21 protein-coding genes and 1 tRNA gene are annotated in these 24,363 nt (G+C 62.6%); 10 read left to right on the forward strand and 12 right to left on the reverse strand.

Translation table 11 applies throughout. The features are described 5' to 3' along the window. The first annotated feature begins 320 nt into the window (after nt 1-320). The 3 genes from U5822_RS16645 (at nt 321) to U5822_RS16655 (ending at nt 4,007) form a co-directional block, all read left to right on the forward strand. Nucleotides 321-2,459, forward strand: coding sequence for an adenosylcobalamin-dependent ribonucleoside-diphosphate reductase (locus U5822_RS16645; RefSeq protein WP_322856729.1), 2,139 nt, complete (start codon nt 321-323; stop codon nt 2,457-2,459). 28 nt (nt 2,460-2,487) lie between these two features. Beyond that, complete coding sequence (locus U5822_RS16650; protein WP_322856730.1) at nt 2,488-3,183, forward strand: TSCPD domain-containing protein; 696 nt, start codon at nt 2,488-2,490, stop codon at nt 3,181-3,183. A gap of 128 nt (nt 3,184-3,311) precedes the next feature. Continuing rightward, nucleotides 3,312-4,007, forward strand: coding sequence for an aspartate/glutamate racemase family protein (locus tag U5822_RS16655; protein WP_322856952.1), 696 nt, complete (start codon nt 3,312-3,314; stop codon nt 4,005-4,007). Here U5822_RS16655 and U5822_RS16660 read toward each other — a convergent pair. After that, on the reverse strand, nt 3,965-6,040 hold the full coding sequence (locus tag U5822_RS16660; protein WP_322856731.1) for a dehydrogenase: 2,076 nt from the start codon (nt 6,038-6,040) through the stop codon (nt 3,965-3,967). The genes U5822_RS16655 and U5822_RS16660 overlap by 43 nt on opposite strands. Before the next feature lie 156 nt (nt 6,041-6,196). Between U5822_RS16660 and U5822_RS16665 the strand changes: the two genes are divergently transcribed. After that, nucleotides 6,197-7,210, forward strand: a complete 1,014-nt coding sequence (locus tag U5822_RS16665; protein ID WP_322856732.1) for a class I fructose-bisphosphate aldolase — start codon at nt 6,197-6,199, stop codon at nt 7,208-7,210. Here the strand turns inward: U5822_RS16665 and U5822_RS16670 are convergent. The 7 genes from U5822_RS16670 to U5822_RS16700 all read right to left on the reverse strand — a co-directional run bounded on the left by U5822_RS16670 (nt 7,207) and on the right by U5822_RS16700 (nt 13,578). Continuing rightward, the gene (locus U5822_RS16670) at nt 7,207-8,205 is read right to left on the reverse strand and encodes an MBL fold metallo-hydrolase (protein ID WP_322856733.1); all 999 of its coding nucleotides are present in this window, start codon (nt 8,203-8,205) and stop codon (nt 7,207-7,209) included. The genes U5822_RS16665 and U5822_RS16670 overlap by 4 nt on opposite strands. A gap of 119 nt (nt 8,206-8,324) precedes the next feature. After that, complete coding sequence (locus U5822_RS16675; RefSeq protein ID WP_322856734.1) at nt 8,325-9,302, reverse strand: tRNA dihydrouridine synthase; 978 nt, start codon at nt 9,300-9,302, stop codon at nt 8,325-8,327. 276 nt (nt 9,303-9,578) lie between these two features. Next, nucleotides 9,579-9,800, reverse strand: a complete 222-nt coding sequence (locus tag U5822_RS16680; protein WP_322856735.1) for a DUF2835 domain-containing protein — start codon at nt 9,798-9,800, stop codon at nt 9,579-9,581. A 5-nt stretch (nt 9,801-9,805) separates the two neighbouring features. Further along, nucleotides 9,806-11,698: a molecular chaperone HtpG gene (gene htpG, locus U5822_RS16685; RefSeq protein WP_322856736.1), complete on the reverse strand. Its 1,893-nt coding sequence runs from the start codon at nt 11,696-11,698 to the stop codon at nt 9,806-9,808. A 218-nt stretch (nt 11,699-11,916) separates the two neighbouring features. Continuing rightward, nucleotides 11,917-12,351, reverse strand: a complete 435-nt coding sequence (locus U5822_RS16690) for a PaaI family thioesterase (protein ID WP_322856737.1) — start codon at nt 12,349-12,351, stop codon at nt 11,917-11,919. Continuing rightward, nucleotides 12,348-12,818, reverse strand: coding sequence for a PaaI family thioesterase (locus tag U5822_RS16695; protein WP_322856738.1), 471 nt, complete (start codon nt 12,816-12,818; stop codon nt 12,348-12,350). Before U5822_RS16695 ends, U5822_RS16690 begins: the two co-directional genes overlap by 4 nt. Before the next feature lie 22 nt (nt 12,819-12,840). Continuing rightward, nucleotides 12,841-13,578: a DUF599 domain-containing protein gene (locus U5822_RS16700; protein ID WP_322856739.1), complete on the reverse strand. Its 738-nt coding sequence runs from the start codon at nt 13,576-13,578 to the stop codon at nt 12,841-12,843. A 156-nt stretch (nt 13,579-13,734) separates the two neighbouring features. On the opposite strand from U5822_RS16700, the gene U5822_RS16705 reads away from it, so the two are divergent. The 4 genes from U5822_RS16705 to U5822_RS16720 all read left to right on the forward strand — a co-directional run bounded on the left by U5822_RS16705 (nt 13,735) and on the right by U5822_RS16720 (nt 17,772). Continuing rightward, complete coding sequence (locus U5822_RS16705) at nt 13,735-15,012, forward strand: M48 family metalloprotease (RefSeq protein WP_322856740.1); 1,278 nt, start codon at nt 13,735-13,737, stop codon at nt 15,010-15,012. Nucleotides 15,013-15,114: 102 nt separating this feature from the next. Next, nucleotides 15,115-15,660 carry a hypothetical protein gene (locus U5822_RS16710; RefSeq protein ID WP_322856741.1) on the forward strand — a complete coding sequence of 182 codons (546 nt, stop codon included), beginning with the start codon at nt 15,115-15,117 and terminating at the stop codon, nt 15,658-15,660. Continuing rightward, entirely contained in the window at nt 15,660-16,847 is a 1,188-nt protein-coding gene (locus tag U5822_RS16715) for an iron-containing alcohol dehydrogenase (RefSeq protein ID WP_322856742.1), read from the forward strand. Before U5822_RS16710 ends, U5822_RS16715 begins: the two co-directional genes overlap by 1 nt. Nucleotides 16,848-16,998: 151 nt before the next feature. Next, nucleotides 16,999-17,772, forward strand: coding sequence for a substrate-binding periplasmic protein (locus tag U5822_RS16720; RefSeq protein WP_322856743.1), 774 nt, complete (start codon nt 16,999-17,001; stop codon nt 17,770-17,772). A gap of 15 nt (nt 17,773-17,787) precedes the next feature. Here the strand turns inward: U5822_RS16720 and U5822_RS16725 are convergent, their stop codons facing one another. Further along, nucleotides 17,788-20,274 (reverse strand): ABC transporter permease, encoded by a 2,487-nt coding sequence (locus U5822_RS16725; protein ID WP_322856744.1) that lies wholly within the window; start codon nt 20,272-20,274, stop codon nt 17,788-17,790. Further along, entirely contained in the window at nt 20,274-20,993 is a 720-nt protein-coding gene (locus U5822_RS16730) for an ABC transporter ATP-binding protein (protein ID WP_322856953.1), read from the reverse strand. The genes U5822_RS16725 and U5822_RS16730 overlap by 1 nt, the downstream gene beginning before the upstream one ends. A gap of 62 nt (nt 20,994-21,055) precedes the next feature. Between U5822_RS16730 and U5822_RS16735 the strand changes: the two genes are divergently transcribed. After that, the gene (locus U5822_RS16735) at nt 21,056-21,685 is read left to right on the forward strand and encodes an arylesterase (protein WP_322856745.1); all 630 of its coding nucleotides are present in this window, start codon (nt 21,056-21,058) and stop codon (nt 21,683-21,685) included. A gap of 17 nt (nt 21,686-21,702) precedes the next feature. Here the strand turns inward: U5822_RS16735 and U5822_RS16740 are convergent, their stop codons facing one another. Continuing rightward, nucleotides 21,703-22,710: a YheT family hydrolase gene (locus tag U5822_RS16740; RefSeq protein ID WP_322856746.1), complete on the reverse strand. Its 1,008-nt coding sequence runs from the start codon at nt 22,708-22,710 to the stop codon at nt 21,703-21,705. A 123-nt stretch (nt 22,711-22,833) separates the two neighbouring features. Between U5822_RS16740 and U5822_RS16745 the strand changes: the two genes are divergently transcribed. Continuing rightward, a tRNA-Asn gene (locus tag U5822_RS16745) sits at nt 22,834-22,909 on the forward strand. 56 nt (nt 22,910-22,965) lie between these two features. On the opposite strand, the gene U5822_RS16750 is transcribed toward U5822_RS16745, so the two are convergent. After that, nucleotides 22,966-24,255: a M18 family aminopeptidase gene (locus tag U5822_RS16750; RefSeq protein WP_322856747.1), complete on the reverse strand. Its 1,290-nt coding sequence runs from the start codon at nt 24,253-24,255 to the stop codon at nt 22,966-22,968. Between the last annotated feature and the right edge of the window lie 108 nt (nt 24,256-24,363).

Consider the following 24,363-nt stretch of genomic DNA (forward strand, 5'->3'; position numbering starts at 1 on the left):
AATCAATAGTTCTCTTCTTGTTCACATAACACTATATCCTGTTATACTCATCGAAAAATAAGCCTATATATAGGGCCAGCACGCATCACGGGCGTCAGCGGTCAAACGCTGTCCCAAGCGGCCAAACCGGCCCAACAACAACGATCCAACGTAAAGATTTCGCACGACCCGGCACGAATCAGCTCCCGCCATAGCCACCATATGTTGTGGTTATCGAGCCGTCGTGACCGACACCGATCAATTTACGATTCAAGGGGTGCAGCACCGTTGTCGCGATGGTGCTGTCAAAAGAAGACACACTTGGAATACCGAGGGTTGCAATGAGCGCTAAGGCACAGGCAGTGGTAACGACGATTCCGATGCAGGAAGCTTCACTCGACATCTGGAACAGCAAGTATCAGCTGAAAACCAAGACGGGCGAGCCCGTCGATACCGACATCAACGCCACTTACGAGCGGGTAGCCAAAGCCCTGTCCGAGGTTGAGAACAAGTCCGTGCGCACCAAGCACATGAAGGACTTCGTGTGGGCGTTGCAGAACGGTGCCATCCCGGCCGGCCGGATCACTTCCAACGCCGGTGCCGAGGCTCACAAGCCGGCAACCTCGACCATCAACTGCACCGTGTCCGGCTCCGTCCAGGACTCCATGAACGACATCCTGGAAAAGAACCACGAGGCCGGCCTGACCCTGAAAGCCGGCTGCGGTATTGGCTACGAGTTCTCCACCCTGCGTCCCAAGGGCGCTTACGTAGCCGGCGCTGGCGCCACCACCTCCGGCCCGCTGTCGTTCATGGATATCTTCGACCGCATGTGCTTCACCGTGTCCTCTGCCGGTGGCCGTCGCGGCGCCCAGATGGCCACCTTTGACGTGCACCACCCGGACGTGATCGACTTTATCCAGGCCAAACGTGAAGACGGTCGCCTGCGTCAGTTCAACCTGTCCCTGCTGATCACCGAAGACTTCATCGAAGCCGTTCGCAACGGCGACGACTGGCACCTGTCGTTCCCGGTCACCGAGAAAGAAGTGGAAGACGAAGGCCTGGACCTGTCCGACGACAGCCAGTTCGTTTACCGCGACTTCCCGATCCTCGACGGCTACGTGGTCAATGACGAAGGCAAGGTGGCGTGCCGGATCTACCGCACCCTGAAAGCCCAGTTCATCTGGGACACCATCATGACCTCCACCTACGACTACGCCGAGCCAGGCTTCATCCTGATCGACAAGGTCAACCAGATGAACAACAACTGGTTCTGCGAGGACATCCGGGCCACCAACCCCTGCGGCGAGCAGCCGCTGCCGCCCTACGGCAGCTGCCTGCTGGGCTCTGTGAACCTGACCATGTTCGTGGACTACCCGTTCACCGATAAGGCCAGCTTCAACTACGAGAAGTACCGTAAGGTGGTGGGTATCTTTACCCGCATGCTCGACAACGTGGTAGAGATCAACGGCCTGCCGCTGGAAGAGCAGCGTCACGAAATCACCTACAAGCGCCGCCACGGCATGGGTATCCTGGGTCTGGGCTCGACCCTGGCCATGCTGCGCATGCCGTACGGTTCCGAGGAGTCCGTCCAGTTCACCGAGGAAGTGGTACGCGAGATGGCGGTCGAAGGCTGGCGTCAGTCCCTGGCCCTGGCCGAGGAAAAAGGCGTGGCGCCGATCATGGACGACGAGTTCGAGATCACCCCGAAGATGCTGAGCAAGTGCCCTCAGCTGTCCCAGGACGGCTACAAACTGGGCGACAAGCTCAAGGGCCGGGTTCTGCATGCCAAGTACAGCAAGTACATGCAGCAGATTGCCAGCGTCGAGCCGAAGTTGGTGGAAGAACTGGCCGAAAAAGGTGGCCGCTTCACCCACCACACCTCGATCGCGCCGACCGGCACCATCAGCCTGTCCCTGGCCAACAACGCCAGTAACGGCATCGAGCCGAGCTTCTCGCACCACTATGCCCGCAACATCATTCGGGAAGGCCGCAAGACCAAGGAAAAAGTGGACGTGTTCTCGTTTGAACTGCTGGCTTACCGCCACATGGTCAACGCGGGTGCCATGCCGTTCTCCGACGACGAGGACAAGAAGCTGCCGAGCTACTTCACCACCTCCGACGACGTAACCCCGTCGCAGCACGTGGACATTCAGGCGGCCGCCCAGAAATGGGTAGATTCCTCGATTTCCAAGACGGCCAACGTTCCGACAGAATTTGCCTATCAGGAATTCAAGGACATCTACCTGTACGCCTACGACAAGGGTCTGAAGGGCTGCACCACGTTCCGTTTCAATCCGGAAGCCTTCCAGGGCGTACTGGTCAAGGAGAAAGACCTGGAAAACACCGAGTACGAATTTACTCTGGACGATGGCAGCAAGGTGACCCTCAAGGGCAACGAGCAGGTCGAGTACGACGGTGAGATCCACAACGCCGCCAACCTGTTTGATGCTCTCAAAGAAGGCACCTACGGCAAGTACTGATCCGGGCACCCGACATAGGACAACGAATATGACAGTCAAAATCAGCAACAAAATCGTCGGCTACCGTGTGAAGAAAGCCGATCCCGCAGCCGGCGAGTCCGCAGCGACGCCGCAGCAGGACAACACCCCCGTTCAGATGAACGAGAACATCGAGCGGCCTGACTTCCTGCTGGGCACCACCTACAAGATCAAGCCACCGGTGGCTGAGCACGCGATGTACATCACCATCAACGACATCCTGCTCAACGAGGACACGGACCACGAGAGCCGTCAGCCCTATGAGGTGTTCATCAACTCCAAGTCGATGGAACACTTCCAGTGGGTTATCGCCCTCACCCGGGTTATCTCCGCGGTCTTCCGCAAGGGTGGCGATGTGACCTTCCTGGTGGAGGAACTGCGCTCGGTGTACGACCCGAACGGTGGCTACTTCAAGAAGGGTGGCGTGTTCATGCCGTCTCTGGTGGCCGAAATCGGTGCCGTGATCGAGAAACACCTGAAGGCCATCGGCCTGCTGGAAAGCGAGGAGATGAGCGAGACCACCAAGCGCATCCTCGCCGAGAAGCGTGCGGAGTTCGAGGCCAGCACCTCCACCGCCACCAACGACGAGAAAAGCAGCGACTATCCGGCGAACGCCACCATGTGTGGCAAATGCAGCACCAAGGCGGTGATCGTCATGGACGGCTGCGCCACCTGCCTGTCCTGCGGCGACAGCAAGTGCGGCTAAGCCAGCCTCGTTAACGTCGTAGCCAAAAGGCCCGAGAGCAAACGCTGTCGGGCCTTTTCTTTTTCCGGCGATAGAACCTACTCTTTCCCCAAACACCGTCATTCTCTCTCGACGCGAGAACCCTGATGATGAAAACCATTGGCCTGCTTGGCGGCATGAGCTGGGAGTCGACCCAGAGTTACTACCGGCTGATCAACGAAGGTGTAAAGGCCAGACTGGGCGGGCTGCACTCGGCCCGGCTGATTCTCTACAGCGTCGATTTTGCGGAGATCGAGGTCCTGCAGCAGCAGGGCGACTGGGAGGCCGCCGGTCGTTTGCTGGCCTCCGCCGCCGAAGCCGTGCAAGCCGCCGGGGCGGATTTCTTGCTGATCGGCACCAACACCATGCACAAGGTGGCGCCGCAGATCGACGACGCCATCGACATTCCGCTCCTGCACATCGCCGACGCCACGGCCCAGGCGCTCAAACACGAAGGCATGCACTCGGTGGGTCTGCTCGGCACCCGCTTTACCATGGAGCAGGCGTTTTACCGGGAACGCCTGGAGCGGGCCGGTATTCGGGTCCTGGTTCCCGACCAGGAAGAGCGCGACGAAATTCACCGGATCATTTACGAGGAACTGTGCCAGGGCGATATCCGGCCGGACTCCAGGGCGGTGTTTCAGGCGGTGGTCGACAGCCTGGCAACCCGGGGTGCCCAGGCTGCCCTCCTCGGCTGTACCGAAATCGGCTTGCTGCTCAAACAATCCGACACTCCGGTGGCGCTGTTCGACACCACGGAGATTCACGCCAATGCGGCGGTCGCGGCCGCGCTCGGGGGCACCTGAGCGGCGAGCGCCCGTACCCGCTCGAAATCGTCATCCGTGAACACCCCGCTAACGCCCGAGATTGCCGCCAGTCGCATGCCATGACGCAGGCCCATCTGGTAGATTTCCCGCACCCGCTGCCACTCGATGTTACGCCCCAGGGTGAAGTTCTCGAAGCGCCCCTCCAGCGCCAGAACGATCGTCTCCGCCAGGCAGGCATAGGCAATGCCCGGCGGCAGACCGATGTCCTTCATGCGCACATGGCCCGGCAACTGGATCTCGCCGGACTCGATCACCAGCACGTCGGGTCGTTTGGCCACGTCCTCGGCCGGAATATCCAGGGGGCGGGCAACGTCGGTGATGACACAGCCGGGCTTGACCCGGGTGATGTCCAGAATCCGCTTGCCGGCCCCGGACGTCGCGGTGACGATCAGGTCCATCTCCGCCAGGTCCCGGTTGGCCGAGCCGGTCACATGCACCACAGCGCCTTCCGTTTCCTGTTCGATGCTCTCCTTCAGCGCCAGCAGCTTGGCCGGCTCCGGCGCGGCCAGGAACACCTCATCCACGGCCTTCGCCAGCAGACGCGCGCAGACCGAGCCGATGGCACCGGTGGCCCCGACCACCATGGCCTTGCCCGCCATCTTGCCACTTGGGCCGATGCGCACCCGGCCCAGACGCCTGACGGCCTCGTGCGCGGCCCAGAGCGCACCGGAGGCGCTGTAGCTGTTGCCGGTGGTGATCGGCAATGGCGCCCGTTTGGCCACGGTGATACCGGCGTCGCCCACCACCTTGGTGAACGCGCCCAGCCCCATGATCTGGGCGCCCAGGCGTTTCGCCAGCCTGGCCGCCGCCTCCAGGCGCCGGTAGGTGAATTCCGGGCCATGGGCCATGATTTCCCGGGGCGTTCCGCCCACGGTAATCAGCCAACCCTCGACCTCGTCGCCGGTGGGCGAGGCAATGCCCGATACCCGGGAATACCGGAAAGGCGGGGCATAGGCCACGGCTTTCTCCACCAGGTTCATCACCGGCGTTGGCGCCACGCCGGCCAGCCAGTCCAGCGGCGGGGTCTTGGTCAGGTACTGTTGCGAAAGCGGATGAATGACGAAGGCGAAGCGATTGACCCGTCGATAACCGTCCGGATAGAGAATGCGGGGTTCCAGTCCCAGGCGTTCAATCACGTCGAGGTAGTCATCCGGACCCAGCTGCCCGGGCGCGCGCGCCTTCACCAGGCTGGTCATGGCATCCAGGGCATTGATCCCGACCGGTCGCCCGGCCAGCCAGGGGCTGTAATCCACCACCATCGCCACCCGGCGGGCCCGCAACCAGTCCAGCGCCGCCTCGGTAACCCGGGCGGTGATCAGGGTCTTGCCATCCAGCTCCTTGCGGGAGAACTGCTCCAGATCGCCGACCGCCGCCACGATCACGTGTGACCGTTCAACCGCCCGATGCAAACTGCCCTGCACCAGGCCCTCGCCCAGCCGGTACAGCGGACTGCCCAGCGCCAGGTTCAGCCCCTTGGCCGCGAGCGGATGAAACAGGAAGGGAGCGGTGATCCGGGTGTAGGCTTCCAGCTGCGGCAATGATGTCAGAAGGCGGGGCACCCCGAAATCGAGGTAGGGGTCGGCAAAGGACAGATTGTCGGTGTGCTCGGACAAGGCCCGGGCAATCCGGTAACTGGCCTGACCGTTCATGACCAGGACCCGGGCGTTGTCGAAAAAGTGGCCGAGTTGGGACTGGGTGTGGCGCACCGCCCACTCCTGCAGGATTCTGCGCAGGCCCGCGCCGGTGGTGACGGGTTTGTCCGGCACGCAGGCTTCGAGCCGAGCGGTGTCGGGATGTTCCAGCTGTTGCGGGCCGACCCGGTAGTGATCGTGCATCATGCTCAGGCCGATGGCGTCGGCCTGGTCCTGCACCGACTCCAGGAGCGATTCGGCCCGATCCAGACTGCCATCGGTGCCGAGCCGGAGCAGGCGAAACGGCTGCCCCAAAAACTCCGTTGCCAGCTCGTAGTCGTCTTCCGAGGCGCCCTGACTCACGCTGACCACCGTTTTCATAACCGGTCCAGCCCTTACAGTGATACTCCCCTTAAGCCTAATCCAATCTGGGAGTTCCCGCCTTAGCCCAGATCAAAATTCAGCGCGCCATTGACCGTCTACAATGAACAGGACCATCCCAGAAAACCGCCAAACGACCGGTACGGAGGAGACCCCATGCCTATCCAGGATGAGCTCGCATCCACCATCCAACGCCTGATCCAGCCCGGCCAGGGCATCCTGGCCGCCGATGAAAGCCATCCCACCATTGCCAAGCGCTTTACCGCCGTGGGTGTTGAGTCCACCGAGGAGAAACGGCGGGAATACCGCAGCCTGATTTTTTCGGCACCGGGGCTCGGGGAGTTCATCAGCGGGGTCATTCTGTTCGAGGAAACCCTGGGCCAGCAGAGTCTGGACAAGGTGCCCATCCCGGCCATGCTGGAAAACCAGGGCATAGTGCCCGGGATCAAGGTCGACAAGGGCAAGAAACCGCTGGTCAACGCGCCCGGGGATGAAATCACCTTCGGTCTGGACGGCTTGGAAGACCGGTTGGAGATCTACAAGAACCAGGGCGCGCGTTTCGCCAAGTGGCGGAATGTTTTCCATATCTCGGCAACCCTGCCCTCCCGGCAGGCAGTGGAGGCCAACGCCGAAACCCTTGCCCGCTATGGCGCGGTGTGCCAGTCCCTGGGCATCGTGCCGATTGTGGAGCCTGAAGTGCTGATCGACGGTGACCACAGCATCGAACGCTGTGCCGAGGTGAGCGAGGCGGTCCTGCGGGAGGTGTTTATCGCGCTGGCCCGTCATCGGGTCGCGCTGGAACACATGATCCTCAAGCCCAGCATGGTGACGCCCGGCAAGGACTGCCCCAAGGCGCCCCCCGAGCAGGTCGCCGAAGCCACCCTGGCGGTGTTCCGACGCACCGTGCCGGCGGCGGTACCCGGCATCAATTTCCTGTCCGGTGGCCAGACGCCCGAAGAGGCCACCGAAAACCTGAACGCGCTGAACACCATGGGCACCCAGCCCTGGGCGCTGAGCTTCTCCTATGGCCGCGCCCTGCAGGAACCTGCGCAGAAAGCCTGGGCTGGCAAGCTGGAGAATGGCCCGGCGGCCCAGGAGGCGATCCTGAAACGGGCGCGACTCAATGGTGCCGCCCGTTCGGGAACCTACAGCGCCATCATGGAAGGCTAGGAGCCGTCACAGCCCTCGGTGCATTGGCCCTCGCCGTCGAACGCCATGGTTCGACCGCTCAAGGGCACATGCACCGGGACCTTCACCAGATCCCGGAACATGGCGGTTCGGGTACCGGTCTGCAGCTTGCCGTCATGGGTCGCCGCCTCATTGGCGTGGGAGGCGATCACCGCCCGCGGCTGGACCAGGTCATTGATCACATAGGCCGCCTCTTTCGGACCGGTGGTGTAGGTGTCGCCAATGTTCATCACCACCAGCTCGGCACCATAATGCCCGTTGACCACCAGTTGCTGCTCAGCCGTGATGCCGGTGTCGCCCGACAGGTACACCACCAGACCGTTGGAGAAGGTCAGAACATAGCCGGTGGGCGGCCCGACGCTGGCACCTACCCCCGCTGCCTTCAGGTATTCCGCCAGCGGACCACTCAGAAAGCCCGGCGACACCCCGTTGCTGTGCACCGCAGGCACGGTGGTAATGGCCACGCCCCCTAACGTCCGCTCGGCCCCGAATCGGACCAGCTGCGAGTTGGCGGCATCACCACCCTGCTCCGAGAGTTTGGCGGCAAAAAACGCCGGCATTTCACTGCCGGTGATGATCTTGGCCTGTTTTTTCACGGCGATATCGACGGTGTTGGACTGCGGCAGGGTCGACACCGAGGTGTCCGGGGCGGCACAGGTGCCGGCGTTGGTGCGGGCGATGCGCTGGTCACCGACGTGATCACCGTGCATGTGGGACACCAGCACGCCGTGGATGTCCCCGAGGCGGTCGTCGTCGGGCCCGGCCACGGTGCGGCCGGCGTCGTAGAGAATCCGGGTGCCGTCCGGGTCCTCGAAGATCAGGGCCCGGTCCCGACTGCAGAATTCGCCGTCGTGGCTGCCCAGGGGCGTGACCCGGACCTCGCCGTCGGCAACAGCCTGGCCTGCCGCTGCCGTCAGCAGCAGCGCCAGCCCCCAGGACATGGCGGACGGGCCGCCGAATGGTTTCGTGGTGAACATCGTGCGCATCCCTCTGTGTGTGGTTGTAGACCAATAAGGACTACGAACCCCTAGTCATTCCGTACCAGTGTAGTCAGCACACAGGGAAATGCGTGGGCGCCGCAAAGGCGGCTTTCGGGTCAGGCCGCCTGGCCCCGGTCGGCGTTCGGCAGCGCGCCCTGCTCCAGGCAGGCCAGCATGGGCGCCACCTCTCGGATCTTGCGGGCTTTTGGCCACAGGGCCTCGGCTTCCGGGAAGCCCTGGCGCAGAAAGTTCATCCACTGCTTGATCCGACCGGTAACGTAGCGGTCTTCCAGCCACCCCTGCAGCACCTCCGCGTATTCCCGGACCAGGGCCACCGCCTCCGGCCAGGCCATGTCGGCAATGTCCTCTCCGGCCTGGCTGGCCTTGATCTTGCGCGCCAGGTCCGGGCGGGCAATCAGGCCACGACCGATCATCACATCCGCGCAACCGGACACCTCGCGGCAGCGCCAGTAATCGGCGACGGTCCAGATTTCGCCATTGGCAATCACGTGCGCTGACACTGCCTCGCGGACCCTGGCGATTTCCTCCCAGTACGCCGGTGGCTTGTAGCCGTCGACCTTGCTGCGGGCATGAATCACGATTTCCGACGCGCCCGCCGCCTCCAGGGCCTGGCCGCAGGCCACCCCCATGGAGCGGTCGTCGTAGCCGAGCCGCATTTTCGCCGTGACCGGGATCTGGTCGGGCACCGCTCGACGCACCGCGGCCGTGATTTCGTGCATCAGCTCGGGTTCACGCATGAGCACGCAGCCACCCTTGTGCTTGTTCACGGTCTTGGCCGGGCAACCAAAATTGATGTCCACCTGGGTGGCGCCCAGTTCCGCCGCGCGCAGGCCGTGCAACCCCATCTGTTCCGGATCGGAGCCCAGCAGTTGCAACGCGACGGGGGTGCCCACGCGGGTCAGGGAGTGGTTATGAAGTTCCGGAGCGTACTTGTAGAACACCCGCGGCGGCAGCATGCCGTGAGTGACGCGCACAAATTCGGTCACGCACCGGTCGATGCCACCGACCTGGGTCAGGGTTTCACGGATGGGCGCATCCACCAGCCCCTCCATCGGGGCAAGGATTACTCGCATGTCGGCTCCGGGTGTGGTTAAAGCTTAAGCGGGCCGGCATTGTAGTCAGTTTCGGAATGAGATTGAAGCGGTCTTACAACCACCCCGCCTATTGGGAAATGGCGTAGTTGACGCAGTAATCCGTCAGCATCTTGCTCTGTTTTTTCCACTGCTCAGACCAGGACTTCATCCAGGGACGCATGACACAACTCCTTTTTTGCTGTGCACACCTTGAGCATAGTCGATGACCGAGCGCGGGCAAAAATCAAAGAAAGAAAATACCGGGAAAGCTTTTGGCTATGACAGGCGCTCGACGCCGGCAAACTTGCCCTGATCGTCGAACAGAATACGGAAGGAACCGCGGATGCCATCACGCAGGTAGAAACGGGAGAGGATGCGGGCCGGGAAACGGACGGAGCGTCCGTCCCGGGCCGTGGTGTGAACGTCGGTAGCAACGCCCTGATAGAGCTTGATCCACTCCTCAGGGCTGATGCTGATGTCCACGACGATCTGCTGCACGAGGCTTAGTTCGCCAGTTCCAGCAACAGACGGTTCAGGCGGCTGACGTAGGCGCCCGGGTCATCCAACTGCTCGCCGCTGGCGAGGGTGGCCTGATCGAGCAGCACCGCCGACAGTTCGCCAAAGCGCTCGTCGCCCTTTTCACTCTCCAGGCGCTGGACCAGCGGATGGTCCACGTTGATTTCGAAGATCGGCTTGCTGTCCGGCACCTTCTGACCGGCCGCTTCCATGATCTTCTTCATCTGCGCGCCCATGTCGAAGTCACCAACCACCAGACACGCCGGGGAATCGGTCAGGCGGTTGGTCACCCGCACTTCCTGAACCCGGTCATCCAGCGCCTTCTTGATGCGCTCCAGCAGCTCCTTGTGCTCCTCGGCCGCCTCTTCCTTGTGCTTCTTGTCTTCCTCGGTCTCGACTTCACCCAGGTCCAGATCGCCACGGGCGACGTCCTGGAACTGCTTGCCGTCGTACTCGTTGAGGTAACCCATCATCCACTCGTCGATGCGATCGGTCAGGATGAGCACCTCAATGCCCTTCTTGCGGAACACCTCCAGGTGCGGGCTGCTCTTGGCGGCCATGAAGTTATCGGCGGTGATGTAGTAGATCTTTTTCTGGCCGTCCTTCATCCGGCCGATGTAGTCATCAAGCGCGACATTCTGGGTGCGCTCACCGGTGTGGGTGGAGGCAAAGCGCAGCAGACCGGCAATCTTCTCGCGGTTGCCGAAATCCTCCGCCGGACCTTCCTTGAGCACGGTACCGAACTCGCCCCAGAACTTCTGGTACTGGTCGGCGTCTTTCTTGGCCAGCTTGGACAGCATGTCCAGCACGCGCTTGGTCAGCGCCGAGCGAATGCTCTCCACGGTGCTGTCGTTCTGCAGGATTTCCCGGGACACGTTCAGTGACAGATCGTTGGAGTCGATCACGCCCTTGGCGAACCGCAGGTACAGCGGCAGGAACTGCTCGGCGTCGTCCATGATGAACACCCGCTGCACGTACAGCTTCAAGCCACGGGGCGCCTCGCGGTTGTACAGGTCGAACGGGGCCCGGGCCGGGATGTACAGCAGGCTGGTGTAGTCCAGCTTGCCTTCCACCTTGTTGTGGGACCAGGTCAGCGGATCCTCGAAATCGTGGGCAATGTGCTTGTAGAACTCCTTGTACTCCTCGTCCTTGATCTCGGTCCGCGGCAGGGTCCAGAGCGCCGTGGCGTCGTTCACGGTCTCGTCCTTGCCCTTCTCGTCCTCTTCCTCGGATTCGGACGTCATCACCACCGGGAACGAGATGTGGTCGGAGTACTTTTTCACCAGACCGCGCAGGCGGAAGCCGTCGGCGAATTCGCTGGCGTCCGGCTTCAGGTGAATGACGATTTCGGTACCACGTTTCTCGCGGTTGACCTGTTCAATGGAGAACTCGCCATCGCCCTTGGACTCCCAGTGCACCCCCTCTTCCGCGGGCGTGCCGGCACGGCGGGTGAACACCTCGACCTTGTCAGCCACGATGAAGGCGGAGTAGAAACCAACCCCAAACTGACCGATCAGCTTGCTGTCCTTCTTCTCGTCACCGGAGAGCTGCTTGAGGAATTCGGCGGTGCCGGACTTGGCGATGGTGCCCAGGTTCTGGATGACATCGTCTCGGCTCATACCAATCCCGTTATCGGTCAGGGTAATGGTGTTCGCCTCTTTGTCGTAATCCAGACGGATTTTCAGGTCCGGATCGCCCTCGTACAGGCTGTCATCCTTCAGGGCCGCAAAGCGCAACTTGTCCTCGGCGTCCGAGGCGTTGGAAATCAGCTCGCGGAGGAAGATTTCCTTGTTGGAATAAAGCGAATGGATCATCAGGTGAAGCAGTTGCTTCACTTCGGTCTGAAAACCCAGGGTCTCTTTTTGCGACTCAACCGTCATGGCGTCTGTATCTCCTGAAATAACTCAACAGTTCGAACAAGCGGGTGCGGAGGTTTTGCCGAAACCGTGCGGAGCCATGGATGGCGGAGCCGAGCGTACATGGACGTATTCACAGCGTGTTTCGGCAAAATCTCCGCGCCCGCGTCAGCACGGAAATCCGATATGCAGCAAACGTGGGGGCACCCCGGGGCATTTCAAGCCCCGGGACTCGAGCGGGATCAGTCTTCGAGGAGGAAGTGGGCGCGGGCGGTGGCTATCGGCTGGGCCCGCGACTTCTGCCAGGCGGTGATCATGACGTTGGCCACCCGGTTGCCCTGGCGGGTCAGGCGACATTCGGCGTAGGTTTCCCGGTCCAGGCCGGCGCGCAGGTAATCCAGGGAAAAATCCACGATGCGCGGCATGCGCATGCTGTCCTGGGACATCATCAGGTAGATGGCCGCCGACAGCTCCATGAAACCGCCGATCACGCCGCCATGGATGGCCGGCAGGATCGGATTACCGAGGTTTTCCTCTTTTTTCGGCAGCCGGAAAATCAGGTCATCGCCGAACCGGTCGCATTCCAGACCGATGAAGCTGGCGTACGGAATGCTGGCGATCAGGCGGGAGAAATCCCCGGTATCGCGGGTGTAGCGGTAGATATCCGGATCGGTCATGCGTCACCTCCAGTGATCCGGTCCCGGTAATGCTTGGGCGTGGCTTCTTTGCCGATGCGCATGAAGGTGCCCACGCAGTTGGCAATGGTCTCACCCCCTTCCTGGTAGGCCTCACAGCGGGTGAAGATGATGTTGCGGGTGACCTTGTAGGTCTCGGCGCGGGCGTACACCGGTTTGTGCGGTACGGCCGGGCGCATGTAATCGACCCGCAGGTCCAGGGTTGGACACAGCTCGAATTCTTCCAGGGCACAGAGAATGACCGAGCCCGAGGTGGTGTCCATCAGGGTGGTGATAGCGCCGCCATGGATCACGCCGGTGTCGGGATTGCCGATGATACGGTCGCTGTAGGGCAGGCACAGGGTCAGACTGCCCTCCCGGGCTTCGGTGACGGAGAGGTCGAGCTCTCTGGCCTGATTCAGGGTTTCAAGGAACCGGACGACCCGGTCCAGTCGGATTTGGTCATTCATTCAGTGCAGAACCTGTGACTCATCAGTTGGATTTGGCACTTTTGTCGCCCTTGCCCGGGCTCGGCTCGTCGAACACCTTGCCGGCCCGCAGGGCCCCCAGCGCGTCGGAGCAGAATTCCCGCCGGTACAGGACCACCACGACCAGGGTCGACGCCGCCATGAAGGCCACGGGGTGGATGAACCAGCCGACCACCGCCAGGGCGTAGTAATAGGACCGCAGGCCCAGGTTGAACGCATCGCCCGCCAGATTGCAGACGTTGCCGGCACTGCGGGCGAAGGCCTCGCGACCAGCCGGGCTGGTCTTGGTGTCGTCCGGCGGTGGCGCGCTCCCCACCATGACCGAGACGAAGTTGTACATGCGCATCGACCAGGTGAATTTAAAAAAGGCGTAGATGAACACCACCATCAGCACCACCATCCGCAACTCCCAGATTTCACGGCTGGGCAAGGTGCCGAAGGGCATGGTGCTGAACACCTCCATGACTTCCTGGGTGTACCCCAGGGCAGTGATGATACCGGCCAGTATCAGCAGGCAACTGGAGGCAAAAAAGGCGCCGTTGCGTTCCAGGTTTCCCACCACCGAGGCGTCGGCGATGCGGTTGTCCCGGCGCAGCATGACCCGCATCCAGTCCTCCCGGTACAGGTCCAGGGTGTTGGACAGGCAGGGCCGGTCGGCGGCCCGACGGCGGGAATAGGCGGTGTAGCCCAACCAGCATGCCAGGAACCAGAGCAATGCAATCCATTCGAGAAAATTACTCATGACCGACCTTGGGTGACAGTGCAGAATGAAACATCGTGGGAACAGGCACTTATAATACGCTAAGGGGGCGTGAGCCACCAGAACGGGCGAGGGATTTTCAGCCGGTCCAAGCCGTGCAATCATGGTATCAGGGACCACTAAATAAGGGAGTTTCGTGTGAACCAGTCAGTCTTGAAATTCGGCATTGCCCCGGTCGCGTTCGCGTTGGCACTGAGCGGCTGTTCCGTCAACCCGGTTACGGGCGAAAAACAGCTGTCGCTGATACCGGAGGGTCAGGAACTGGCCATGGGCGCAGAGCAGTACACGCCCACCCAGCAGACCCAGGGTGGCCAGTTCTACCTGGATCCGGAACTTGGTCTGTACGTCAGTGAGGTCGGCCAGAAACTGGCCAAGGTCAGTGCCCGCCCCGACCTGCCCTACGAGTTTGTGGTCCTGAACAGCAGCGTTCCCAACGCCTGGGCCCTGCCGGGTGGCAAGATCGCCATCAACCGCGGGCTGCTGGCCAAACTGGACGACGAGGCGCAATTGGCCTCGGTCCTCGGTCACGAGATCGTCCATGCCGCCGCCCGTCACAGCGTGCAGCGCATGCAGCAAGGCATGCTGATCAGTGCCGGTGTCGCCGGCCTGGGCTTTGCGTTGTCCGACAACGAGTGGGCCGGTTTGCTCATGGGCGGCGCCGCCGTCGGCGCGCAATTGGCGCTGGCGCAATACAGCCAATCCGACGAACTGGAGTCGGACCACTACGGCATCCTCTACATGAAGAAGGCCGGCTACGACCCCACGGCGGCCGTGGAGCTCCAGCAGTTGTTCCTCGAACTCTCCAAGGACCGCGACACCAATTTCGTGCAAGGGCTGTTTGCCACCCATCCGCCGTCAGCCAAACGGGTCAGGGAAAACCAGGAACTGGTGGCCGAGGTCGGGGCCGGTGGCTACCGCGGCGAAGACGTGTACGAGCGTAAACTGGCGACCCTGCGCAAGCTCCAGCCCGCCTACGATGCCCACGACAAAGCCCTCGAACTGGCTTCGGAAGACGACATGGACGGTGCCCTGAAAGCCGTCAACGAGGCGATCCGCCTGGCGCCGGGGGAAGCCAAGTTCTATTCCCTGCGCGGACGCATCCATCGGGACCAAAACCGGCTGGAACAGGCCGCTGCCGACTTTGAGAAGGCGGTTTCGCTCTATCCGGAAATGTTTGTGTACCGACTGCACAACGGCCTGAACGCGCTGGAGCTGAACAACCTCGATAAGGCCCGTGACAACCTGGTCCGCGCCAATCAGGTGGTGCCGACCTCCATCGCCTTCCTGCGCCTGGGGGATATCGCCGCCAAGCAAGGCCGCCGGGACGAAGCCATCGCCTACTACAGCAAGGCCGCCGAAGCCGGTGGCGATGTCGGCGAAGAGGCCCGGAAAAAGCTCGAAGCGCTGACGGGCTAGGAGATTTGCCGGACTGACGCTAACAAACCGTCATCGCCACATTGACTTTTAGAGCATTAACTCTAAAAATCAATTTACACCAACAACAGATGGATGACGGCGATGTTAGCGAAACGTATCCAGCCCATGATGGCCCAGGCTCGACGCCTGTATGTGCAGGTGATGTTCCAGGTGATGGGGCGGGCTCTGCAGGCAGTCAGCGAGGTGGACGACACGGTCAAGAAGGAAGCCCTGGCACTGCCCAACGGCTTCCTGTTCGAAATGATGGTCATGCCCAACGGCCCGCGCATGGTGGTTGAACACACCGGGCTGGGCCGATTCCACTACCACGGCGACGAAGCGCCCCGCCCCGTCGACCTGTCCATTCGGTTCAAGCACATTGCCCACGCCTTCCTGGTGCTGTCGTTCCAGGAAAAGACCGCCGTGGCCTTTGCCAATGACCGCATGCTGGTCGACGGAGACATCAGCTACGCGGTGCGCATGACCCGGGTGCTGAACCGGCTCGAGTCTTTCATCCTGCCCAAGCTGATCGCGCAGCGGGCGGTCAAGGAATACCCCCGTAACCTGCACCTGCCGCAGAAGCTCATCAGCGGCGCGCGGATCTACCTGAAAGTTGCAACCAATTTTGTCGAGACGGTGAGAGCGTAATGACTAACAGCTACTACGAATTCTTCTGCCCGGTGAAAGTCATTGCCGGCAAGGCGGCCCTGGAACACATCCCCTACGAACTGACCGGCCTGGCCGCAAAGCGCCCCATGATCGTTACCGACAAGGGCGTGCGGGCCGCGGGTCTGCTCGACCCGGTGATCGCTGCCTGCGAGGAAAGCGGCCTGGAAATCGTCACCATTTATGACGACGTACCGCCGGACTCCTCCACCACCGTGGTGCGGGACATCGCCGGCATCTACCGGCAGGAGAAATGCGACTCCATCATCGCGGTGGGAGGTGGCTCCGCCATCGACACCGGCAAGGCGGTCAACATTCTGGTGTCCGAAGGCGGTACCGACATCGCCAAGTACAGCGGCGCTGGCGTCATCAAGAAGCCGCTCAAGCCGTTCCTGGTGGTGCCGACCACCGCCGGCACCGGCTCGGAAGTCACCTCGGTGGCGGTGATCACCGACGAGGCCAAGGGCGTCAAACTGCCGTTTACCTCGTCGTTCCTGCTGCCCAATGCCGCGGTGATTGACCCACGCATGACCCTGACGCTCCCGCCGCACATCACCGCGGCGACGGCCATGGACGCGCTGACCCATGCCACCGAGGCCTTCACCTGCATGGCCAAGAACCCGCTCAGCGACGCCTACGCCACCGCGGCGGTGAAAAAGATCAGCCAGTCCCTGCTGACGGTCATGGACAACCCCAAAGACACCGACGGCCGACTGGAACTGGCGCAGGCCTCGACCATGGCCGGCATTGCCTTTTCCAACTCCATGGTCGGGCTGGTGCACGCCCTCGGCCACGCCACCGGGGCGATCTGCCACCTGCCCCATGGCCTGTGCATGAGCCTGTACCTGCCGTACGTGCTCGAGTACAACCTGGAGGACATCCGCGGGCCGCTGGGCGATCTGCTGTTGCACCTCGAAGGCCCGGAAGTCTACTCCGCCACTCCGGCCAGCCGTCGGGCCGAGGCCAGTATTTCGGCCATTCGCAAGCTGCGCGATCAGTTGCACAAGCGTTGCCAACTGCCCCGGACCCTGAAGGAAACCGGCAAGGTCCAGGAAGAGCAGCTGGATCTTATCGCCGAGATGGCGCTGGACGATGGCGCCATCATGTTCAACCCGAAAGAAGTGACACTCGAAGACGCCCGCGCCGTGCTCCGTCGCGCCTGGGCCTAAGCCGTTCGCGGGGGCCCGTTCGGGCCCCGGTTCCCGCCAGTCCGGCCCCACGCCGGCATGATTGAATTCCCATTGCAAAAAAGTAACAATAATTTGAGCTCCGACCAGGAAGTCGCCGGGCACGCACCTACACCGTCAAGGGTCCAGCACCATGAAGCGACTATGGCGATGCCGACTCGCCCTGAAACTGCCCAGTCTTGCCCTGCTCATCGGAGCGGTGATCTTTGGCGGCAACGCTGTCGCCAGCGAGCAGAAGACCTTTCGCTTCAACGTCTCTCCCAGTGGCTACCCGCCCTACCTGATTCTTGAGAACAACCAACCCTCGGGCATCATGTGGGACGTGGTTGCGCGGATCAGTGAGCGGTTGGGCTACGAGTTAGTGGCCAAACGGGTCCCCCGCAAGCGGGTGGACCAGATGCTGCTGGACGGCTTTATCGATGGCACCCCCCGCGCCATCGAATGGACCAGTGCCCCGGACCGGTTCCTGTTCACCGACTCGGTGGTGGCCATTGAAGAGGTGTTCTTCATTCCCAAGACCTCGGAGCTGGATTACCGCTCGCCGAGGGACCTGTTCTCGAAAACGGTGGTCACTCACCTGGGGTACAACTACCCGCTTCTGCAGAGTTACTTCGAGGCTGGAAACATCCGACGGTTCGACGTATCCCGCGATCGCGACATGTTTACCTTCGTTCTGCACGGCGATCGGTTTGACGCGGCCGTGGCGGACCGGCTTGTGGGGCAATGGATCCTGCGCAAAGAAGGGCTGCAGGATCAGTTCCGGACGTCCCAGATCAGCATCAGCCAGTTCGGCTTTCGGATCATGCTCAGGAAGGACTGGCAAGGCTTCGGCGAGGCCTTCAACCGGGAACTGGAGAAAATGCGCGAGAATGGCGAACTCGACGCCATTCTTGCGAACTACCGCTAACGCCTGGTGTGACGGCTACTCCAGCCGTCGCAGCAGCAGCATGGGCGAGACGTTCAGAACCGGCCTGAGCTGCCAGCGCCCAAACAGCGCCAGCACCACGGCACTGATCAGCGGTACCGGCAACACCACCTGCCAGTGCCAGCTGAAGCTGCCCTCGAACATCCGGAACTGCAGTGCCCAGACCGCGGCTTCGGCGGCGGCGACACCGAGCAGCCCGGCAAAACCACCCAACAGGGCAAATTCCAGCATGGTACTGCGCACCAGCAGGGTCTGACGGCCGCCTAAGGTTCGCAGCAGTGCGCCCTCGCGCTGGCGGTCCCGAAGCGTAGCGCTGACCACCGCCGCCATCACCACCAGCGCCGCGGCCAGAATCAGCGCCAGGATCGCCTCGATGGCCTGGGTCACCTGGCGGACGATCTGCTGGATCCGCTCAATGATGTGATCGATCTCCAGCACCGACACGGTCGGGAACTGCCGGGAAAAGGCGTTGAGCGCCGATTTCTGGTCCGCCGGCAGGTAGAAGCTGGTGATCCAGGTGGCCGGCATGTCGGACAGCCCGCCATCGGGCGGGAACGCCATGTAGAAGTTCGGCTTCATGCTGTCCCACTGGACGGTGCGGATGCTGGTCACCGACTCGGTCACCGTTTCCGAACCGATGGTGAACGTCAGGCGGTCGCCCAGAACCAGGCCCAGCCGTTCCGCCAACTCCGCCTCCACCGACACCCCGCGCTGGTCATCCGCCGCAAACCACTGGCCCTGGACCACTTCGTTGTCCTCGGGCAGGGACGACATCCAGGTCAGGTTCAACTCCCTATTCAGAGCGCCGATGCGCTCGTCCTTGCTCACCGCTTCCTTCACCGGCTGGCCGTTCAGCCCGGTGAGTCGACCGCGCACCATCGGGTAGAGCGTATCAAGTGGTTGCCCGCGCTCCTGCCAGAAGGCCCCAACGTCGTCGACGGCGTCCGGCGCGATGTTGATCAGGAAATGGTTGGGGGCGTCCTGGGGCAACTGGGCCTGCCAGTCGTCCAGCAGCGACGTCCGCACCAGCACCAGCGTCGCCGCCAGCATCAGGGTCATGGCAAACACCGCCATCTGAGAGAGACTGGCGCGTCGGTGCCGGTACAGCCCCACCAGGGCCAGGCGCCAGGCATTGCCGCCCCCGCGTACTTTGCGCAGCAGCGCCACCAGGCCCCAGCCCAGCAGGCCCAGCACGCCCAGCAAAAGCACCAGACCCGCGAGCAACGACACCACCAGGTTCACCTCACCGGCGTACAACCAGACCAGGCCAAACACCGCGACAATCGCCAGCGCGATGTCCGGCAGCGCTTCCCGACCGGTTTCTCCGGGCTGACTGCGCAAGACCCGCATGGCCGGTACATGCCGCAGCCGTCGAATCGGCGGGAAGGCGAAAGCGAACAGGGAGACCAGGGCGGTCAGCAGGGCCGGCACCAGCGCCATCGGGTCGAGGTAGAATTCCACGGGGCGCTCGAGCACGTCGCTCAGCAGCCGGGTCAGCAGCCAGAACACCGGCAGGGCCACCATCAGGCCGCCCACCACGCCAGCCACGCCCCACAGCGCCAGCCGCCGCAGGTAGAGCGCGCCAATGCCGCGGCTGCGCAGCCCCAGGGTTTTCAGCAGTGCCACCGTATCCCGCTGGGACAGGGCATACTGGCGGCTGGCCACCGCGACGGCGACCGCGGCCAACAGCACCGCCAGGCTGCCGCCGAGCAGCAGGAAACGCTCCGCCCGCTCGAGCGAACGCGAGAAGGTCTCGCCGTCGCGTACCCCCTCCCACTCATGACTCGGCTCCAACCGGGGCTCCAGCCAGCTGTAATAGTCCTCAAGGGCGGCCTCGTCGCCGGCAAACAGGTAGACGTATTCAACCCGACTGCCTTCCTGAATCACCCCCGTCGAGCGGACGTCGTCCACGTGCATCATGACCCGGGGCGCCAGCGCCGACAGCCGGAAGCCGCCGTCCGGTTCCCGGATCAGCAAGCCCGACACCGTCAGGTTTCGGTTGCCCACTTCCAGGGTGTCACCGATGTCCAGCTCCAGCAGGCGCAGCAGGCGGGGATTGATCCAGACCTCGCCCGGTTTCGGGCCGGCCGCCACCTGCTGACGCGGGCTCTCGGCACCGCGCTGGATTTCGATCTGGCCGCGCAGCGGGTACTCATTGCTGACCGCCTTCACCGACACCAGCTGGAAGCCGCCGGTGCCGAACACCATGGTGGAGAATTCCACCATGCGCCCGATGGCCAGGCCCGACGCCTGGGCCCGGGTCAGCCATTCGGCCGGGATTTCCCGGCCGTTCTCGGCTTCCAGTTGCCGATCCGCGGCCAGGAACGAGCTGGCCGACGACACCAGGGTCCGCTGCAACTGCCCCGCAAACAGGGCAATGGTTGCCACTGTGGCCACAGCGATGATCAGTGCCGAGAGCACCACGCGCACGTCCCGTTCCCGCCAGTCGCGCCCGACCGACATCAGCTTGTTTGAGGCCGCCATCAGTGCGCCAGCTCCTCGGCCATTTCAGGCTCAGTCAGAATCCCCGCCTCAATGTGGAACTGGCGTCGGCACCGCGCCGCCAGGTGTTCGTCGTGGGTGACCATGACCAGTGTGGTGCCCTGCTCCCGGTTCAGTTCCATCAACAGGTCGGACACCGCCTGGCCGGTCCGGTTGTCCAGGTTGCCGGTAGGCTCGTCGGCGAACAGGATGGCCGGCTCGGAGGCAAAGGCCCGGGCAATCGCGACCCGCTGCTGCTCGCCCCCGGACAGCTGCCTCGGCGTGTGGCTGAGGCGCTCGCCCAACCCGACCCGGCCCAGCAGCTCGCGGGCACGGGTTTCCGGGGACGCCATGCCCGCCAACTCCAACGGCAGCATCACGTTTTCAAGGGCCGTCAGCGCCGGCAGGAGCTGAAACGACTGGAACACGAAACCGACCCGGCGCGCCCTCAGTTGCGCCCGCTCATCCTCGGACAGCCGGCTGATGATCGCACCGTCCAGCTCCACGGTGCCCTCACTGGGGGTATCCAGCCCGGCCAGCAAGCCCAGGAGCGTGGTCTTGCCCGAGCCAGACCGGCCAACAATGGCTACGGACTCTCCCCGATTGATTTCCAGACTGACCCCCTGCAAGATCGTCAGCGTATCGGTTTCCAGTGTCACCCGATGGGTGAGGTTCTCGACCCGAAGCATAGGGCTGGAACGGTCGGCGTTAAAATCAGTCATCTGGTTCACGGCAGCTCCCGAAAATGGGTGTGGTTCATAGGGCAACATTGGGCAATTCGTTTATGGATACGGCACGACAGACCGTCAGATCAATACTGTTCCTTTTGCTAGCCTGCTTGGCCGCGCCAGCGCTGGCAAGCCAGAACACCCTGCTGATTCTGGGCGACAGCCTGAGTGCCGCCTACGGTGTCCCGACCGAGCAAGCCTGGGTCCAGCTACTGAAGCAGCGTCTCGACCGCAACGGCCTGTCCCAGTGGCAGGTCGTCAATGCCAGCATCAGCGGCGAAACCACCGATGGCGGGGCGCGGCGCTTGCCAGGCCTGCTGGAGGATAACGAGCCGGATGTTGTGCTGATCGAACTGGGCGGCAACGACGGCTTGCGCGGCTTTCCGCCCCAGGTTATCGAGGCCAATCTGGCAGAGATGATCGCCCTGGTCCAGGACTCAGGGGCCAGAGCCATACTCGTGGGCATGCAGATTCCACCGAATTACGGCCAGCGCTATACCCAGATGTTCGCCGATATCTACCCGACCCTGTCAGACCGATACGACACGGCGTTGGTTCCCTTCTTTCTCCAGGGGATCTACGACCAGGACGGCATGATGCAGGACGACGGCATTCACCCCAGCGTCGACGCCCAGCCCCAGTTGCTCGACAACGTGTGGCCGGTGCTGGAATCGACCCTGCATTGACGGCCCAAACCCCTTTGCTAGGACGCCACGCCCTGTAAAAAGGCGATTGCCCGGCGTTCAGACCAGTAATAGCCATCCCGGGCGTGCTCGACAAACCCGACGTGCCCACCCCAGCGCGGCGCCTCGAAGCGGACGTGGGCCCCGAGCACCCGACGGGACTCCGGAAAACAGCGTTCGGACAGGAACGGGTCGTCGGCGGCGTTGACCATCAGCGCCGGCACCCGAATGTCCCGAAGACGGCCGAGCGCGGACGCCCGGGCCCAGTAATCGCTGGCATCCCGGAAGCCGTGCAGGGGCGCGGTATAGCGGTCATCGAACTGCTGGAAATTGCGAATCGACTCGAACCCGGCCACATCGATCAGGTCCGGAAACTTTTCCGCTTTTTCCTGCATTTTTCGATGCAGATCCTTGAGAAACCGATTCATGTAGATCTTTCGGCTGGGCCGGGACAGCACCTCGGCACTGCCGGCGAGGTCGCACGGGACGGAAAACGTCGCAGCACCGCAGATCCGGCTATCGACCCGTTCGCCCTGCTCCCCCAGGTACAACAGGGTGAGGTTGCCACCCATGCTGAAACCGGACAGGAACAACCGCTTGTAGGGCATGACGAGCCCATGCTCGATCACCCGGGCCAGATCGCCGGTGGCGCCGCTGTGGTAAAACCTTGGCTGCCGGTTCATCACGCCGCCGCAGGAACGGTAATTCCAGGCCAGGACGTCCCAGCCGGCGCTCAACAGAGCCCGGGTCATGCCCAGAACGTAGGGGCGTCGGCTGTGGCCTTCCAGGCCATGGGACACAACCGCCAATCGATCACTGCCCTGGCGATACCAGTCCAGGTGCAGCTCGTCGTCATCGTCGGTGGCCAGCAATTCCCGCTCGGGGGTGAAATTGCCGACGCGCCGGAACAGGGTGGGCCAGATGGACTGGACGTGTCCGTTTCGCAGCCAGGGTGGCGGCTGGTATCGCATTCGATCCGGACGAACGTTGACGGGCACGGGATGCGGGGCGGATTCGAACGCAGTCATAACGACACCTCCCTGTCACTATGCACCTCTGAACACTGACTTCCGTACAATTTTTAACCTTTTAATTCAGGGGGTTGACCCGGTCCATCAAAGCACTTAATATGCGCGTCACTTTGATGCTGTTCCCCGATAGCTCAGTTGGTAGAGCAACGGACTGTTAATCCGTTTGTCGCTGGTTCGAGCCCAGCTCGGGGAGCCACTTATTCCGGAATGCCGCTACTTCTTACGAAGCAGCGGCATTTTTCGTTTCATGCCTCAGAAAATCTGCTCCCGCTGCATGAATTCCGTCAGCACCCGGAACAAAGTATAGCCGTCTTCGGTTCCGATGAGCTCCCGGATCGAGTGCATGCCGAATTGCGGCACGCCGATGTCGAGGGTGGTCACCCCCAGGTTGCCGGCCGTCAGCGGTCCGATGGTGCTGCCACAGCCCATGTCGCTGCGCACCACGAATGACTGGTGAGGCAGGCCCAGCTCGTCACTGATGTGCCGGTAGATGGCGGCGGACCGGCTGTTGGTGGCGTAGCGCTGGTTGTGGTTGATCTTGATGACCGGTCCCTGGTTCAGCAACGGCCCGTGGTTCTCATCGTGCCGGTCCATGTAGTTGGGGTGGATGCCGTGGGCGTTGTCCGCCGACACCATCATCGATCGGGCAATTGACCGGGACTTGCCGGCACCACACCAGCGCTCCAGGACCGACGTCAGGAACGGCCCCTGGGCACCTTCGGCGGACATGCTGCCCACTTCCTCGTGGTCATTACAGACCAGCAACGCCGCCTCATCACCGGAGGCGTGCAACAGGGACTGCAACCCGATGTAGCAACTGAGCAGGTTGTCGAGCCGGGCCGAGGCAATGAATTCGTCCCGCAGACCGACAAACGACGCGCCCTGGGCGTCGTAGAAACTCAGCTCGTAACCCAGCACCTTGCGCGCCTTCACCCCGGTGTCGCTGGCCACCTGCTGTCGGAGCAGGTCCACGAAACTGGTGCTGTCGCTTTCGGGCACCTGCATCAGCACCGGGGGCAAATCGGTCTGCGGATTCACCGTGCGATTGCTGTTGGCCTCGCGGTCGAGGTGGATCGCCAGGCTGGGGATGAACGCCACCGGCTTGCGGAAATCCACCAGCGTGTCACGGACCTGGCCGTCCTCGTCGAGCACGGTCACCCGGCCGGCCAGCGACAGGTCACGATCGAACCAGGGGTTCAGCAGCACGCCGCCATAGACTTCCACGCCCAGCTGGAAAAACCCCTTGCGGCGCAGCTCCGGGCTCGGTTTGACCTTCAGGCAGGGGCTGTCCGTGTGGGCGCCGACCATGCGGATGCCGGAGTTGGTGACCTCCCGTTTGCCGGTGCGGAACGCGATTATGGAGGAGCCGTTGCGGATCACGTAATAGCCCTGGCCCGGAGCCAGCGACCAGTCGTCTTTTTCATCGAGTGGTTCGAAACCGGCCGCATCGAGCCGGCTTTTCATCGTCGCCACTGCGTGCCAGGGTGTTGGCGACGAGTCCAGAAAGGTCAGCAGATCATTGTTAAATTCAGCGTGTTCCATGATGCCCCTGATTGAATGATAATGGCGCCCACAGTATCGCATGAAGCCTGAACGGCTCATACCGGGTGACCGGAAATCCTCACCGCCGGTCCCTCATTTACCTGTCAC

Source organism: Marinobacter qingdaonensis (genome assembly GCF_034555935.1).
Taxonomy (GTDB): Bacteria; Pseudomonadota; Gammaproteobacteria; order Pseudomonadales; family Oleiphilaceae; genus Marinobacter; species Marinobacter qingdaonensis.

Bases quoted from the DNA above. Each gene is read 5' to 3' on its own strand.
- U5822_RS16715 (WP_322856742.1), top strand. From the start codon at position 15,660: ATGACTAACAGCTACTACGAATTCTTCTGCCCGGTGAAAGTCATTGCC.
- U5822_RS16695 (WP_322856738.1), bottom strand. From the start codon at position 12,818: ATGAATGACCAAATCCGACTGGACCGGGTCGTCCGGTTCCTTGAAACC.
- htpG (WP_322856736.1), bottom strand. From the start codon at position 11,698: ATGACGGTTGAGTCGCAAAAAGAGACCCTGGGTTTTCAGACCGAAGTG.
- U5822_RS16720 (WP_322856743.1), top strand. From the start codon at position 16,999: ATGAAGCGACTATGGCGATGCCGACTCGCCCTGAAACTGCCCAGTCTT.
- U5822_RS16675 (WP_322856734.1), bottom strand. From the start codon at position 9,302: ATGCGAGTAATCCTTGCCCCGATGGAGGGGCTGGTGGATGCGCCCATC.
- U5822_RS16650 (WP_322856730.1), top strand. From the start codon at position 2,488: ATGACAGTCAAAATCAGCAACAAAATCGTCGGCTACCGTGTGAAGAAA.
- U5822_RS16735 (WP_322856745.1), top strand. From the start codon at position 21,056: ATGGATACGGCACGACAGACCGTCAGATCAATACTGTTCCTTTTGCTA.
- U5822_RS16655 (WP_322856952.1), top strand. From the start codon at position 3,312: ATGAAAACCATTGGCCTGCTTGGCGGCATGAGCTGGGAGTCGACCCAG.
- U5822_RS16670 (WP_322856733.1), bottom strand. From the start codon at position 8,205: ATGTTCACCACGAAACCATTCGGCGGCCCGTCCGCCATGTCCTGGGGG.
- U5822_RS16725 (WP_322856744.1), bottom strand. From the start codon at position 20,274: ATGGCGGCCTCAAACAAGCTGATGTCGGTCGGGCGCGACTGGCGGGAA.
- U5822_RS16710 (WP_322856741.1), top strand. From the start codon at position 15,115: ATGTTAGCGAAACGTATCCAGCCCATGATGGCCCAGGCTCGACGCCTG.
- U5822_RS16750 (WP_322856747.1), bottom strand. From the start codon at position 24,255: ATGGAACACGCTGAATTTAACAATGATCTGCTGACCTTTCTGGACTCG.
- U5822_RS16660 (WP_322856731.1), bottom strand. From the start codon at position 6,040: ATGAAAACGGTGGTCAGCGTGAGTCAGGGCGCCTCGGAAGACGACTAC.
- U5822_RS16700 (WP_322856739.1), bottom strand. From the start codon at position 13,578: ATGAGTAATTTTCTCGAATGGATTGCATTGCTCTGGTTCCTGGCATGC.
- U5822_RS16645 (WP_322856729.1), top strand. From the start codon at position 321: ATGAGCGCTAAGGCACAGGCAGTGGTAACGACGATTCCGATGCAGGAA.
- U5822_RS16730 (WP_322856953.1), bottom strand. From the start codon at position 20,993: ATGACTGATTTTAACGCCGACCGTTCCAGCCCTATGCTTCGGGTCGAG.
- U5822_RS16690 (WP_322856737.1), bottom strand. From the start codon at position 12,351: ATGACCGATCCGGATATCTACCGCTACACCCGCGATACCGGGGATTTC.
- U5822_RS16665 (WP_322856732.1), top strand. From the start codon at position 6,197: ATGCCTATCCAGGATGAGCTCGCATCCACCATCCAACGCCTGATCCAG.
- U5822_RS16740 (WP_322856746.1), bottom strand. From the start codon at position 22,710: ATGACTGCGTTCGAATCCGCCCCGCATCCCGTGCCCGTCAACGTTCGT.